The sequence below is a fragment of the Xanthomonas sp. CFBP 8152 genome, from assembly GCF_014199025.1.
GTDB lineage: Bacteria > Pseudomonadota > Gammaproteobacteria > Xanthomonadales > Xanthomonadaceae > Xanthomonas > Xanthomonas arboricola_B.
The window spans coordinates 118497-133602 of sequence record NZ_JACHNO010000001.1; the positions used below are offsets into that span (position 1 = coordinate 118497).

Sequence of the window (15106 nt, forward strand, 5' to 3'; positions counted from 1 at the left end):
AAAATAATTTCTCACAAATTCCTGCCGACCCTCAAGATGCGTTTCCGCCGGCCCCGTGTCCTGCACTGCCCTAGTCCGAAAGCCACTCATCAAACCTAGCCTGCCCATCGACGTCCAGAAGGTAAGGTGTGCCTTGGACGCTTACGAGGGACAGTTCCTCGTAGTCGATTCTCACAGACCTTATTCGGACGAACTTTAGGCTGTCCTTGACGTACTTGACGCCGAATCTGGGCGAGAGCTTTCCATCAAACGGCCTGCTCCGTGAGAAGAGCACAAGGTTGGTACCAAGCACATCCTGAGCCGAGCGAAATACGATCCCATCGAAGGGCCTGTGGAACACGTGGGCGAGGTACTCAGCCATTGTCTGAGTCACGATGTAGTCCGCCTCCTTCCCTGGCAGAATCGGTTGAGAGACCAGTTCATGCAGCTGGCGAAGCGCGGCGAGACGGATGCGCTTATCCGAATAGTTAGGATCGAACATGCTTGGTTCATGCCAAGCCATTTCAAGCCTGCGAAGGTCCAAGACACGTAGTCTACGCGTGGTCTGTAACTCCACCACTGCCAACGTGCTGCCGATAGCCGGCCGCATCTCGGCTACGCAAGTGCTTGCCTCAGTGGAGGCGTACAGGACAGATACGCCCTCTGCATTCATGCGGCCGCTTCGCGCGATCTCCGATGGAGGCGGGCCGACTTGGTGCTCAGGTGCAGCGATGACCTCTGCCTGCGCTGACAGAGAATCGACTACCCTGGCACGGAACAGGTACTTGCCGACGGATAGTGAATAGCAAACCTTCCGCTGTTTCCCCTTGATAGCAGCTGTGATGTTGTCGATCCCATGGAAGAGAGCATCAAACATGGACATGGCAGCGGGGCTGAAAAACCGACGACCATGCTTCAATTCGGCTTTGGTCTCATGCCACCCTGGGAACCAGGTCGGCTCGTACTGTACGAACTTAAATTGGTAGTGCGAATCCTCACTCCAGAACCCATAGTCTCCGGACGCTGGATCACAGTCCTCTGCACCCATCACCGCTTGAACAATTAATGAGTGGCAACCGTAAAACTCTCCAAGTGCATCCTGAATGATGTCAGATAGGAGCTCGCCGTGCTGCTGCCATGTTCCCCTGTCGTCATCGACACCGTCGTAATGCTTGTAAGCTTCGCCCGATACGTAGTACTTCCGAAGAACTGTCTCAAGCCGCCGCCCAAGAACTTCAATGGATATGCCCTTCCGAGCTCGGCTGCATTCCGTGCAAATGACGAGCTCTGCGCGAGCATCAATCTCTGCTTTAAGACAATCATCCACGATGCAGTTCTTGCAAATTCCGGTTTCCATTGCAACGAGCCGTCCCTTGTCTCTAGTCCTATACATTAGCGCGGAGCGGGCCTCTACTGGTCACCTGTCAATGATAGTTGCTTGGCAAGCGGAGACGGGGCAGCGATGCTGTTGGCTCCCGGCGATGGAGCGATGATGCAGCAGCAAGGCGTGCCTAAGTGGCCCTCTGTGGGATGTTTTGAAGTACAAGCGACAGGAAGCAGGGCGTATCGTGGTGCGCTCGGAGCGATCGCGCAGAACCCGGCGGGCCAAACGAACCTGACCTTCTTTCGAGTCGTTCTTGTTCCAAACGACCAAAATCCCTACGACTCAAACGCTGTGGCAGTGTTGTATCGCTCTGTGAGCGTCGAGTTCGAGCTCTTGGGCCATCTTTCGCAAGCCCTTGCGTTGGACTACCGAGCGCGAATGGCCGCCTTGGGGCATGAGGCGATGGTGTCGGTGTGCGACGCCATGCTATCCGGAGGACTTGAGGCGAGCGATCGCGACTACGCATTTGTTCTGGAGTTGGATCTCGACTTGAACCAAGTCCCGGTGGTGCGGGATGAGGACGTCGCTTTTGATCCGCTGCGACAGCCTGCCAATCCCGAGTTCCGGAAAGACGCTGATGGGCTCTATCGATTCCGTTGTTGGCTGCCCGGTGGGCTCGATGGCCACCACCGGAAGAACCGTACCAAGGCTTGGACCACCCCGGCCTGGGATACGGTGAACTACTACCTTCAGAACGCACAGGGAATCGGTTTGGGCTCCAAGCTTCTGAGCATTCCGAAAGATCAGCATAGAGCCGTGTTCGGGGATTATTTCGCCGAGGCCGTTGTTGAGGCCATCGACAAGCGTTGGGTCACGTTGCGCCTGGATCACGCGTGGACGGCCGCGTTGGTATCAAAAGCGGTCAGCAGGGAGTGATGTGGCTGCCCTGGTGGCGCGTAATGCCCTTGGAGTGTGACGAGGGTCGGCGGAAACACGCCATAACTGCGTACATGGAAGACAGGTGCCGGCATGACCTGACGACTCCCACCGCCAATCCATACGTGGGAAATGCACAAGCCCCCCAAGCGTTGACGCGCTTGGGGGCTTTGAGGTTGTAGCTAGGAACTGTTCGCTGAATGCCCGGCATCCGCCCTCCCTTGGTCAATCCCTGTTTGTCAGCCCTTACGCAATCCATGCGAAAGACGAAGGCGGTCAAGTACGGGAAGTGAATATTGGCAGCGATGTCCAACGCTTCTGGTGCTCTCATCCAGTTCATTTAGCGGCGGTGTCCAGCTCCGTCGCCGATGAGTGTCCATTTGGTTGGCTTTTCGTACATGGGCATGAAAAGCCAGTTGAAAAATTTCGTCATGACGAAATTCCTGGCGGCTGATAGCAGAACGGGTAGCAGCACCGGTGCAAGTCACGTGTGGCGTCAAGTGATTCGGCGAGTGAAGCAAGGAGATCAAAAAAGCGAAGAATGGACAATGCAGGATAGGCCGGAGGCCGTTAAACTGTGCGCACAGTTTATTTGCAGTGTGTGTCCGCCCATGCTTTTTATTTCAACTGGAGAAGCACTTGGAGAAGCCCGGACGAGCCATCAATGTGCATGTAGGCCCGGATTTGAAAGCCTGATGGATTGCCTATTGCGAAGAGCGTGGCAAGACGCCTGGTGTTGCAATCCGAGAGGCGATCTAGCACACGCTTGCAACCGCACCAGGAGAGCTTCCAAAGCAGTACCGCCAAACCAACCAGGATCCAGCGACAGAGCCGAAGAAGCTGTTTTAGGTTTTGATGACTTCATCGGAAAAAGCTGCTGTCCGCGAACGAGCAGACATCGAGCAACGCTCTATGGCTCGCTTGGTCGTTGACGCCATTCGAACTGGATTGACCTGCGCACCACAGTTCGGGACGAAGGAGGTCAATGTCTTGGGAAAGTCGAGCTACCAGCTACGTCCTTGGAAAGCCGGTGTGTCAGCCATCGGTGTAACTCCCCCTCAGAAATCCGTATCGAGGATTTGACGCGTCAGAGGTCTGCGGCGTCTCGCAGCGAAGGGCCGCTAAGTTGGGCTGCGCTCAAGGCGTCGAACAGAACGCGGTCACAAATGGCCTCGGTTCCTAAGCGTGACTGACGGAAGATGTGGGCGTTACCAACAACTTCCCGATTGAATACAAGGCTTGCGCCACCGGATACGCTGTAGAAGTTGTGGTCTTCTCCGGTCTCGTAATCATGTTTGATCTCGATCTGGACCCGTGAGTCACTCTCATCAAGCGCATAAAGCCAACGCGTCACGTTGCAGAGGTAGTGCTGAGGACCTTGCGTGCCGTCGGCAAGGGTGAAGTCGCAAGCCGCAAAGACGAAGCCTTCCGATGCCCGAGATCGGTAGGCCTGCCTTGAACGGCAGTGATCTACCCGAAGCGGACCTAGACTAACGCAACTTCCAGGAGCTACCGCGAGGCGGAGGTGCGCCGCAGCTTGAAACAGATTCTTCGGTGCTGTGAGTAGATGGCTTAGGCGCCGTCTTTCCAGTTGGCTCAGCGGCGCGCGCCTCGGCAACGTGCGCTAACCCCGACCGGCTCTCCTAGTGCTAGCAGTTCAAGCACGCAGGTTCTACCGATATCGGCAATGCACGCTTGGTCGCATCGGCGCACCACAGGCAATTTGCGTCCTCGCAGATTGTGTCCCACGTCAAATGCAGAAAGTGCCGCTCGGAATTTCTCAAATGGTTGGCAAGGTCGAGGGCAAGGTTCAATATTTCGCCAGAGCTTGCGTTGTGGTCAGGGTCATGCGCAAGAATATGCGAACGGATCAGGGAACTCAGGGAAGAATAATGAAAATTCGACATATCGAAATTGCTAATTTCCGCAAGCTCCAAGCGGTTCGCGTCGACCTCACGGACGACACGACCCTTCTCGTTGGAGCCAACAACAGCGGAAAGTCCTCTGCAATGCTAGCGCTGCGCCGCTTTCTTGTCTCACACAAGAGCCCGTTTAGGCTGCTTGACTTCACTCTTTGCCACCTCCCCACGATTGATGCGATAGGAAAGGAGTGGGAAGCCGCCATCGCGGGGAGTCAACCACCGGTGGTTGATTCGTGGATGGCTATGGTCCCGATGCTTGACCTATGGCTGTCTGCAGAAAACGGTGAACTCCACTTCGTCAAGGACCTTATTCCATCCTTCAGTTGGCGTAGTGGGCTTGTCGGCGTGCGGTTCCGGCTTGAGCCGAAGGACATTGTCGCGCTCTACAACGATTTCCGGTCGGAACGCGAGCGGGTTCATGCGCTGGAGGCAGAGGCGGCCAAAGATGTTGACAAAGCGGCGTTGACGCTCTGGCCGAAGAACCTCACCGATTTCCTTACCAGGAGGCTTGGAGTGCATTTCGAAATGCGCTGGTACCGCCTCGATCCGGCGAGGCTCGTCGAGCCGGACACAGTGACCCGGGAGGCACTGCCCCAGCACCTCGGACCATCGACCATCCCGATGCAGACCAACCCACTTGCCGGCCTGATACGGGTTCACGAAATCAATGCGCAGCGTGGATTCGGCGAAATGGACGAAAGCGAAGATTCAGCCTCGGCAGGGCGATCAGGACGACGGCTTTCCGAGCAGCTCCGAGCGTATTACAAGCGGCATCTTGACCCGGAGCAGTCGCCAGGCCCTTCCGACATTGACGCACTCCGGGCGATGGACGCGGCTCGCGACGCGTTCGATGTCCGGCTCGCCGCGAGCTTTAGACCGGCGTTCCAGGAAGTTGAATCGTTGGGATATCCGGGGGCCAACGACCCGACGATACATGTGACGACGCAGCTGAGTGCGGCCGACGGAATTAACCATGAATCGGCTGTGCTCTTTGAACTCGATTCCATTGGCGGCGCGGCCGTTACCCCACCGCTTCGGCTTCCGGAGACCTCTAACGGACTCGGATACCAAAACCTGATCTCAATGATTTTTCGCTTGATGAGTTTCAGGGATGCCTGGCTGCGCAAGAGCAAGGCCGCGCTCGCGTCCGGCGATTTGATCGTCGAGCCAATCCACCTCGTCATGATTGAGGAGCCAGAGGCGCACCTCCACGCCCAGGTGCAACAGGTATTCGTCCGCCACGCCTATCATGTGCTTACCAATGATTCGTTGTTGAGGAAATTCCCTGGCCTCTCGACGCAGATGGTAGTGAGCTCGCACTCGAGCCACATCGCCCACGAACTTCCGTATGCGTCACTCCGGTACTTCAGGCGCCTTCCGGCAGGAATGCATGGGAAACAGGTGCCGATATCGACTGTATCGAATCTTGAGTCCGTTTTCGGGGATGACACCAGCACTAAACGGTTTGTCACTCGCTACCTTCGCTCACAGCATGCGGACGTGTTCTTCGCGGACGCGTTGATACTTGTTGAGGGCGCCGCCGAGCGAATATTGCTTCCGCACTTCATTCGCAACCGATTCCCGCAGCTTCACCAGGCGTACGTGACACTGCTTGAGGTGGGTGGCAGCCACGCCCACCGCTTGCGGCCATTGCTCAACGCTCTGGGAATCCCGTGCATCGTCATTACCGACATCGACGCGCTGGGCGACAAGGCATCCGTGCCAGTCAAGCGCAATGCAGGGCAGGTCACTGGAAACCCAACACTGCGAAGCTGGCTGAAGTCAAACAACAACAAACGTGAGATTGATTGTCTACTTGATTTAGCCGCGACTGATAAAGTCATCGTTTCCGACGACCTCTACTCCATCCGCATGGCCTACCAAACCCCGGCCTACATAGGAGTTCCTGTCGGGGCTCTGCCGGAAGAGGTGTTGCCAGGAACGTTCGAAGACGCGTTGGTCTTCGCCAACTTTGCCCATTTTGCTGCCGCAAGGGGCAACGGGATGATTGGAGCGGTGGCGCGTGAGATTGCAAAGGCAACGAGCGGGGAGGCCCTCGCCTCTAGGCTGTTCAAGGTCATAGGTGATGGAGACAAGGCTGGGTTCGCACTCGGCGTCCTTTATGACACGGACTTTAAGGATCTGATTCCTCCGCGCTACATCGAGGAGGGCCTCTCGTGGCTGCAGGAGCGAATCGTCAAGAAAAAGCACGAAATGCTTCTTGTGTCCGTTTCGGTAGAGGAGGGCGTGCATGAATGAGCTGCCCGATAGCTTGGTTGACAACGGGGTCGACGAAGTCATTGACCAGTGTCTACATCTGGATACCCCGCAGAGCTTCTTCATGTACGCCGGAGCCGGCTCCGGTAAGACGCGATCCCTAGTTGGCGCGCTGGGCAAACTCCGGCTACGCGAACGCGAGCGGCTCGTGTACAAGGGGCAACGCATCGCGGTCATCACCTACACAAATGCTGCTCGGGACGAGATTCTCCGGCGAATCGAATTTGATGCCCTGATCGACGTGTCGACTATCCACAGTTTTGCCTGGCGACTCATTAAGGGGTTCGACGATGAGATCAGGACCTGGCTGAAGGTTTCCCTCGCCGAATCGATGGCGAAACTTACAGATGCAATGGGTCGTGCACGCGGAGCGAACAAGACATATCTCAAGAACAAGGCCGACTTGGAGCGAAAGAGAAAGCGTTTAGAATCGCTCGATTCGATGCTGTCATTCCATTACAGCCCATCGGGAACGGAACGTCTGCGGGGGTCACTGACCCACCAGGAAGTCATCGGCATGGCCGGCAATTTCCTGCAAAAAGAACCGCTGCGCGAAGTGCTCGTCGACCTCTATCCGGTGGTTCTCATAGATGAGAGTCAGGACACGCATGAGGAAGTGATGAAGGCGCTTCTCTCGATTCAGGCATACGCAAGCGACCGGTTCGCCCTCGGGCTTCTCGGCGACACGATGCAGAGAATCTATACGCATGGCATGCCTCGGCTTGAGTGTGCGGTGCCCGGAGACTGGGCGCGGCCCGCAAAAGTGATGAACCACCGGTCGGCCGAGCGCATTGTCCGCCTCGTTAACACGATCCGCTCGGAGGTCGATGGACAGCAACAACGAGCCCGCAAGGACAAGCCAGGTGGATTCGCGAGGATCTTCATCACAGGCATTGGTGCAGCAAAGTCGCTTGAGCTTGAGGAGGCGGTAGCGTGCAAGATGGCTGAGATTACTGGCGTCGCCGAGTGGGGGCTCGGACCGGAACAACGCAAGACACTCGTCCTTGAACATCGCATGGCATCGCGGCGGCTTGGATTCGATGAAGTCTTCGGGCCGTTGTATGAGACCGACACACTGAAGACATCACTCCTGGACGGTGTATTAGGACCCGTCAATTTTCTTGTGGACGATGTGCTGCCCATTGTGGAAGCGGGCCTCTCAGGCGATGAGTTCATACTGGTCGACAGCATCCGGACACGCTCCCCCCTTTTTGACAGTAAGGCGCTTGCCGGACGCGCCGACCAGTTGGATGCGATTCGAGCTGCAGGTGACGGTGCACGACGCTTGACTGAGCAACTGCGTGATCGCGATCCTCCACTGCGCGAGGTCATCAGCGGACTGCTTGAGAGCGGGCTACTGACCGTTCCGAATGCACTGCGCCATGCCCTTAACGGACAGGAGCCTGACGACGAAGCGGCCCTTGAAGGCGAACGCCCAGCGCAAGAATTGCATGCCTGGCGCAGAGTGCTGCAAGCGCCCTTCTCTCAGGTTCGCGCCATGGCCCTTTATGCGAGGGGACTATCTGCATTCGATACGCATCAGGGGGTGAAGGGACTCGAGTTTCCGCGGGTGCTGGTCGTCATCAGTGACGAAGAGGCGAACGGATTCACGTTCAGTTATGACAAGATCCTTGGTGTCAAGGTCGCCGATAAAGATGCCGAGAAGGAAGTCGGAGGGGGTGATTCCCAGCGCGCCCAAACACGTCGCCTTCTATACGTGACCTGCAGCCGGGCGGAGCATAGCCTAGCCCTCATGGTTTACGCCCAGAATCCTGGAGCCGTCCGTGACGAGGTCATCCGCAAAGGATGGTTCAGTGCGGATGAGGTGGTCCTCGTCTGACGGCGCGGTGAGCCATAATCCTCTGTGGAGCAGGCCCGGCCATAACCGCCTAGGACGACTGCAACAACACGGTTTATTGTGTATCTGTTCTTGCGCAACACGACATCAGTCGGCAAAGCTAACAATTCCCCCCACGCATCGATGACAGCTTGCGGTATTGCCTTGAGCGTCAGTCTACGAAACGCCAAGTAGTTGGACACCAGCAGCCGGGATTGTCGAAAACTGCCGCCAAATAGACTGGACAGCGGCGCCAGGTAGTTGGACACGCTGCCCACGTCGCTTTCCCGAATTTTCTGCCAACCCTTAACTAGGCATGTCACGCTAAGTTGGAGTCGGGAGTTGGCCGACTGTTAGGATCCAGCGGCGGATGTGCTCAGCCAACCGCGCTGAGCCCAATATTTCAGCATCCATCCATTAAGAAGACCGGAAGCGATCTTAAAATCCCAGATCGCTTCGCCGCCCCCGAACTGCCGCTTACCACTGCCGGTGCTGAAGAGCTCCATTGCGCTCTCCATCACAGTAGGATCTTCGGGGAAAAACGCTGCGCGAAAAGCATCTACCTTCATAGCAAGCTGAAGAACATCTTGCGGTGGTAGAAGTTGACCAAGATTGTGCCCAATCTTATTGCGCAAAGCATTTAGATCGAGCGCCGCCAAACATATCTCCACCGGTACACCGAAGGCGGCAGCAAGTTGCACTTTATTCGAAAAGTTCTGTGGTACGGAGGTGATGACTTTGGCGATCTGCGAATTGATCGAGGACTTCAGAGCGACTACCAGCAGCTTTTCGACGTGAAGGTGGATACGCAACACACATCCTACGAGGTCCTCTGTCTCAAAAGCACGTATTAATTCTTCGTGCGAGAAGGGTTGGATAAATTCATGATAGGACGACACGGGTAAACTCCTAAGATGCGCTATTAGAGGATCGGAAGGGACTCGTGTAAAAAGCCAAAAGTGAGCTAAATCGCTGTTGGTAGTGCAGGTTCGTTACCCGGAAGTATCCGCTAACTCACTGATGAAATAGGTGAAATCCGAACTTTTGACTCATTTTTTCACGTATGTCGGCTGAACCACAATACTGGCTGTGCTGTCCAGCGCTTCTGGCGCTCGCACCTAGGTCATTTGGCGGCCGTGTCCAGTTCCGTCGCCGATGAATGTCCAGCTGGTTGGCTTTTCGTATCTGTCCATGATCGGCCAGTGTGCAATACCAAGGTTGTCATCTGGAGCCCCGGTGGCATAAGGTAGCTGACCGCCTGCAGCGACCAACTGCCGGCCATAACCCGCCGCCCTATCCACCGTTCTTTTCTAAAAGTAACCCAGCAATCGTAGATGCGTCGGCACGTTGGGGTAGTGAGGGCCCAGCTAGGGAAGGTCCGAATAACTCACCAAACCTCTCAAATTCCAGCTTCTTGCATGTCAGTAACCTGCGAAATGCTGCGTATGATGCGATTGCTGCAAGTTTCTGGCGGCTTTGGCTGCCGCCAAGAAGCATTACCCCCTGGCCGGCAGCAATTGCCGGCGCACCATCCAAAGGTTCGATAGTGCAAACAATGTAAGCACCTGCGCGGTGTTCTTGGCCAGGCCGCGATAGCGCACCTTGGTGTAGCCAAACTAGCGCTTGATCACGCGGAACGGATGCTCCACCTTGCGCGCACGCTGACTTTGAAGTGTTCCCAACGTTCCTCCTGTTGCCAATGGCTTGAATCGTGGAGCCCTTGGCGGCAATGAAAGATGCATCCTCGCAGCTCTGCAGCTCCTCGCGGGGTCGGGATCTCGTGCAATGCCTCTTCCATTGCCGGATCGCTCAACGCAGACCACTGCTGCAAAAGATGAATCCGCAACATCGTGGATAGCGCGTACGGCTGCCGACCCGACCGTCCCAACACCGGATAGTGCGGCTCGATCAGGACAAGCAGCTGCTTCCACGGCACGATGCGCCCCATCTCGGAAAGGAAGATCTCGCGCCGGGTCTGCTTGCGCTTGCCCAAGCCCTCGGCGTCACTAAGCGTCAGTTGCATGGATGCCTCCTCACTCCGAACCGATAGTGTCGCGCTTTTTTGGCGCGTTGCTCAGAGGTTCCCTATTCTGTGACGCGGTCCCGCAAGCTCGCTCGCATGACGTCTATCTCGCTTGTCAGCCCAGGTCCTCGATACACCAGAGAGGTTTCGTGGCGTGCGTACTGTGCGTCCCGTCTAGCGCTGAACCAGTTGAACGAACCGACGCAGTACAAATCGTTGTCGCCGATAAGCACCTTGCTATGAACTCTGGTGACGAAAGCGACTTGAATGCCCGCGTCGCGCAGGATCGCGGCGGTGATGTCTAGCGTCTGACGTTTTTTATCGCGTCCTTCGTAGCTGCCGTCAGTGTTCAATTCCGGGTCTGTGTAGACGGTTACTTTCACGCCACGCTGGATTGCGGCGCGCATGGCGCCGAGAGCGCCGATCTCCTCAATGCGATCCAGAATGATCCATGGCGACACGATATGGATTTCGCGGCCCGCTATAGTGAGAGCATCCAACAGGAAGGCGTCGTGCTCCTGTGCGTCCCGTAGGGGATAAATGGCAGCATCTGCCCCCCGCAGGTCCTGGCGTACCCGGTGCTCAAAGTAGAGGGCATTGGTGGAATCCCGGAAGAGATAGGTGGCCAAAAGGCCACGCGGTGTCGCTGTGGGAGCCGTCTCGAACACATCCATGTCGCCGAATACCAGAAACGTATTCTTCGCCCGCGACGCTGCAACATTGAGCATGCTCGCGCTGCGGTCGATGAAGCCGCCATCGGCATGCTTGGTATATGTCGGAGAGAAAATCACTACCGGGCGCTCGGCGCCCTGTAGTGAGTGCACGGTCCCGACAGTCATGCCGTCGTCGTCGTTGCCGACCTTGATGCCCACGCTGCGGCAGGCATTGGAGATGGCTTGCACCTGTCCGCCGAAGGGGGTCACCACTCCCACAATCTTGTGCAGTGGCTGCCCGTAGGTAGCTTCCAGCGAAGCGCGGTGTTCTGAAATCCAGGCGGCGATGGTTTCCGCCTCATGCAGGTTATGCCGGCTGCCATTGCCGCTCTTCTGGCAGATTCCGTCGATGTGGAGGTACCCCATTGCCGGCAGCCCATCCTGTTGATCGGCAGCTGCTTGGGTTTTCAGTTTTCGCGTCGGAATGAGCTTGCCCCGGTAACACAGCGCGTTGCAGTAACCGATGATCTCGTCGAAGCAGCGGCGGTGTTCATACAGAAACATGCCCCGTGCAAGATCTGGGTCGTAGTGGTAGCGCGTCAGCGTTTGCGCTATCCGCATCACGCTGCCACCAGCGACGGTCTTGCCGATCTGCGAAAGGTGGTCGTAGTCATCCTCATGGGTTTCGTTTGAAAGCAACCCGGTACTGTGCAGGTTGCCGATGTCAACGCTTGGCGGAACCGACCAGATCGGTTCGATCTGCAATGTGTCGCCGATCACCAAGGCTTTCTTGCTCAGCGCAAATGACGCGCCAGCCACTTCCGGAAGCACTTGTCCGGCTTCATCAACGATAAGGAGGTCGGCAAAGCCATAGAGGTAGTCGGGAACAAAGCCGCTTCCGTTGTGCCGAGAAACCAGCATTTCCTTGGGCAGCATGAAGAGCGTCGAGACGATGCAAGGCGTCAATTTCATACGGCGCCGCCAACGCCTCTCCAAAGTAGCTCGTCCAGTTTTCTTTCGTTCCTGTTCAATTCCGGGCAGCAGTTCCTGCATCTCCAGCAGCCATCGGCCTTCCCAGTAATGGGTTGTCAGCAGAAAGATCGGGAAGCGGATACGCATGTCGGCAAGCGAATCGCAATCAGCCATGGATAAGCTGCTTGCCTGGTCCGATGCGTCGAGTGGAACCAGCGCGGCTTGCCAGTCCGTCAGGCAACGGCGTTCCGCTTTAAGGACAGCTTCGCCGCGTTCGACACTATGGGTCTGCTCATTTAGGTTCCTATCCGTTTTGCTGGCGACAGCCTTAATGGCGGATTCGATCTGATCGATGGTTTCCCAAGCGCCTTGCGCGTACTGGGTGGGCCAGATCGGCTTCAGGAACAGGCGAGCCAACCGCATGCGCTTCTTGGTGACAGGCGGAAGCCATGAGAAGAAGGTGTAGACGAGAGATTCCTTTGCGAGATAGTGCTCCCATTGCTCGGACAACTCCTCGATCGCGCGTTTCTCAGCCAGTGCCGTTTCATGCAAATGGCGGCGTTGCACCAAATTGTTGGCAGGCTCCTCGCCCAACTCTGCCCGAAGTGCTGAGCGTGCGGTGAGCAGCGCTGACCATGCGTTTTCGATGGCGGTAAGTTTCTTCGCTTCGGCTTGAATCGACGCGCGCAATGCGTCGACAACCGCCCGGAGTTGGAGCTGTTCCCTAGAGATGTTGGAGAATGCAGCGCCAGCGGCGTCCAGATACGCCTTCTTCGCGTTGGCGACATAGGCCTCCGACTCCACTGTCTCGAAAAATTTGCTGGTCTGGTATTTTTTTGATGCTTCGGTCTCTTTGCCTGCGGAAGGAAAGTAGGCGCCGAAGCTGTTGACGTTAGGCAGCCAGCGGCCGGCGAGCGGACCTTCTCCGGTTGCAAAATCTTTCCCGAACGCATCGATGATGTTGGTGACAGCTTGATTGTTGGTTGAGGCAGCCACCACGACCGGTGGCTCATCGTCATTGATTGCCGCTTCGGCCCAGAGCGTGGCGACCACCGATAGCAGCAGCGTGGTTTTCCCGGTGCCGGGAGGGCCGTTGACCGCCAGGATCTCCCCTGTCTCTGCGGCCAGCAAGTGAGCCAAAGCATCGCGCTGCGCGGCTGCTAGTGAAAACTGGTCGCTGGCATGCGCCAACCGCCTGGAGAACGCAGCATTGTCAGGCAAGCAGGGCTCAGGAGAGAAAATCTCGGTGCTGGCGTAACGATCGAACAGCGGGGCAGTTGGCGAATCGGTGCGGATATGGTCGTAAAGGGCGAGGATGTGCTGGCTGGCCGAGAACGACTCCTTCTTCAGGAGATACCCATGCTTGGCAAGTTCGTATTCGTCCTCAGCACCAGGCCAGCCTTGACCAACCTGTTCCAGCAACTGATCGCAAGCAGCCCTGTGGCTTGCCCATTGCTGTTCGAACTCGGCATCGCTAAGCGGCTCGCCGTCATTCGTCGCAACGTTGATCCCGGCAATGGTGTTTGTGGTGAGATAGGCATCCTGATCGGATACTTCGCCGATGGCGAACGTACCGCGTTCCAAGGGCTCCAGAATGTCGCGGGGCACGACTGTTCGAGAGAGCGGGTACAGCCTGCCGTCGCGTGCCAGCATCGCGGGTGCAATGATGGGCGTCACAACGGCTGGCGTTCCGGTGCGCCGCTGTTTGCCGTGTTCGATGCGAGATACGTACACCTTGGGGCGGATTATTACTTCGACGAACTCGGTTTGCTCGGCTTCCTTGGCGAAGTAGGCATCAATGATGCCTTTGCTCACTCGGCCAGCACCCAGTTCCGCATGGGACAGGTTCTGAAATTTCTCGGTGTCGGCAGGCTTCAGAGCCCCATGTCCCGCCTCAGCATCTGCAAGCGAATTGCGCCAGTAGGCGGCGTAGGCAAGTGAATCTTTCCGCATTCGTCAGTCATGTCCTTAGTGTTGTGATAGCGGTTTGGCTTGCCGATACGGGCGCTTGTTGTTCATCCGTTCCTCGTATCGCCATAGCCGCCGCCATGCGCTCACCCACATCTTGGGGGCGTGCGTGCAGTCCTGCGGCGACGGCTATCACGATGCTGAGGCGGTCATATTCCTGTTCGGTTGGCTCGCAGTAGTCCATGTGAAATTCCTGCTGCGACGTTTTCGATGGGCCCCAACTTGTAATCCAATTTATGAAGAGTGCGATGCTGTCTTTGGGAGTTTCAAGGTCGTATCGGCCTGAACTGGTCTTCGATCACGTTTTTCGCCAATTATCAGGATGTCGATGTCCTGCGCAGCCACTGTCCTCTTCGCCAAAGTTGTAGTAACGTTACTACATTGAGTGCTTTCGGAGACGTTCTATGACTATCACAACCCTATCGAGTCGCGAACTGAACCAGGACGTGACGCGAGCAAAGAAGGCCACCAAGGAGGGGCCGGTATTCATCACCGATCGAGGCAAGCCTGCGCACGTGCTGTTGAGCTTCGAGGACTACCAGCGGCTGACCAAGCAGCGGCGCAACATTGCCGATGCGCTAGCGATGCCGGGCATTGAGAATATCGAGTTCGAGCCGCCGCGCGTGACCGTTGGAGCCCTGCCGGCTGATCTGGAATGATGTACGTGCTCGATACAAATGTGCTGTCGGAGCTGCGCAAAGTACGCCTCGGCAAGGCCGATGCTAATGTGACGGCGTGGAGTGAAAGTATTGATGCCGCCGACCTCTTTGTATCGGTCATCACCATCATGGAACTGGAGCTTGGCGTTCTGTCGATTGAACGCAAGGACGCGACGCAGGGGGCCATGTTGCGCTCCTGGCTGGAGCAGCATGTATTACCGGAGTTCTCCGGGCGAACATTGCCTATCGATATCTCTGTGGCGCAGCGCTGCGCTCGGCTGCACATACCAGACAAGCGCGGCGAGCGAGACGCACTTATCGCGGCGACGGCGTTGGTGCACGGTATGGCGGTGGTCACGCGCAATGCGGCCGATTTCCAGCCCACTGGAGTGATCATCGTTAACCCTTGGGAGCAGTCGCCATGAACGCCTACGGGTTCAAGATTGTTTCCGATAGCAGTACTCAAGCGGTACAGAGCTAAGTTTTGTCCGTCTTCGCTAAGTTGCGCTAAACTGCTGTTGCAGCTTACTTTTTTGTTCTGTTGCTTACGTTGTCG

The 15106-nt window shown here is 56.7% G+C and carries 8 protein-coding genes and 2 pseudogenes; 5 read left to right on the forward strand and 5 right to left on the reverse strand.

The genetic code is table 11. From position 1 onward, the window contains the following. Window positions 1-70: 70 nt before the first annotated feature. Window positions 71-1336 (reverse strand): RES family NAD+ phosphorylase, encoded by a 1266-nt coding sequence (locus FHT09_RS00525; RefSeq protein WP_181141435.1) that lies wholly within the window; start codon window positions 1334-1336, stop codon window positions 71-73. 105 nt (window positions 1337-1441) lie between these two features. Here FHT09_RS00525 and FHT09_RS00530 point away from each other — a divergent pair, with 105 nt between their 5' ends. Continuing rightward, a complete protein-coding gene (locus FHT09_RS00530) occupies window positions 1442-2239 on the forward strand; it encodes a hypothetical protein (protein WP_078517486.1) in 798 nt (265 codons plus the stop codon). Between the two features lie 1087 nt (window positions 2240-3326). Here FHT09_RS00530 and FHT09_RS20420 read toward each other — a convergent pair. Then, window positions 3327-3668, reverse strand: a pseudogene (locus FHT09_RS20420) (DUF1629 domain-containing protein); the annotation flags it as partial. Between the two features lie 355 nt (window positions 3669-4023). Here FHT09_RS20420 and FHT09_RS00540 point away from each other — a divergent pair. After that, a complete protein-coding gene (locus tag FHT09_RS00540) occupies window positions 4024-6420 on the forward strand; it encodes an AAA family ATPase (RefSeq protein WP_260283630.1) in 2397 nt (798 codons plus the stop codon). Then, window positions 6413-8278 (forward strand): UvrD-helicase domain-containing protein, encoded by a 1866-nt coding sequence (locus FHT09_RS00545; RefSeq protein ID WP_104607178.1) that lies wholly within the window; start codon window positions 6413-6415, stop codon window positions 8276-8278. The genes FHT09_RS00540 and FHT09_RS00545 overlap by 8 nt, the downstream gene beginning before the upstream one ends. A 350-nt stretch (window positions 8279-8628) precedes the next feature. On the opposite strand, the gene FHT09_RS00550 is transcribed toward FHT09_RS00545, so the two are convergent. From FHT09_RS00550 to FHT09_RS00560, 3 genes and pseudogenes are all read right to left on the reverse strand, one after another. Next, a complete protein-coding gene (locus tag FHT09_RS00550) occupies window positions 8629-9174 on the reverse strand; it encodes a hypothetical protein (protein WP_078517484.1) in 546 nt (181 codons plus the stop codon). A 597-nt stretch (window positions 9175-9771) separates the two neighbouring features. Further along, window positions 9772-10298, reverse strand: a pseudogene (locus tag FHT09_RS00555) (transposase). 62 nt (window positions 10299-10360) lie between these two features. Further along, a complete protein-coding gene (locus FHT09_RS00560) occupies window positions 10361-13876 on the reverse strand; it encodes an AAA domain-containing protein (protein WP_104607179.1) in 3516 nt (1171 codons plus the stop codon). 419 nt (window positions 13877-14295) lie between these two features. Here FHT09_RS00560 and FHT09_RS00565 point away from each other — a divergent pair, with 419 nt between their 5' ends. Both FHT09_RS00565 and FHT09_RS00570 read left to right on the forward strand, forming a co-directional pair. Next, a complete protein-coding gene (locus FHT09_RS00565) occupies window positions 14296-14550 on the forward strand; it encodes a type II toxin-antitoxin system Phd/YefM family antitoxin (protein WP_078517482.1) in 255 nt (84 codons plus the stop codon). After that, complete coding sequence (locus FHT09_RS00570) at window positions 14547-14975, forward strand: type II toxin-antitoxin system VapC family toxin (RefSeq protein WP_260283631.1); 429 nt, start codon at window positions 14547-14549, stop codon at window positions 14973-14975. Before FHT09_RS00565 ends, FHT09_RS00570 begins: the two co-directional genes overlap by 4 nt. The last annotated feature ends 131 nt before the right edge of the window (window positions 14976-15106 follow it).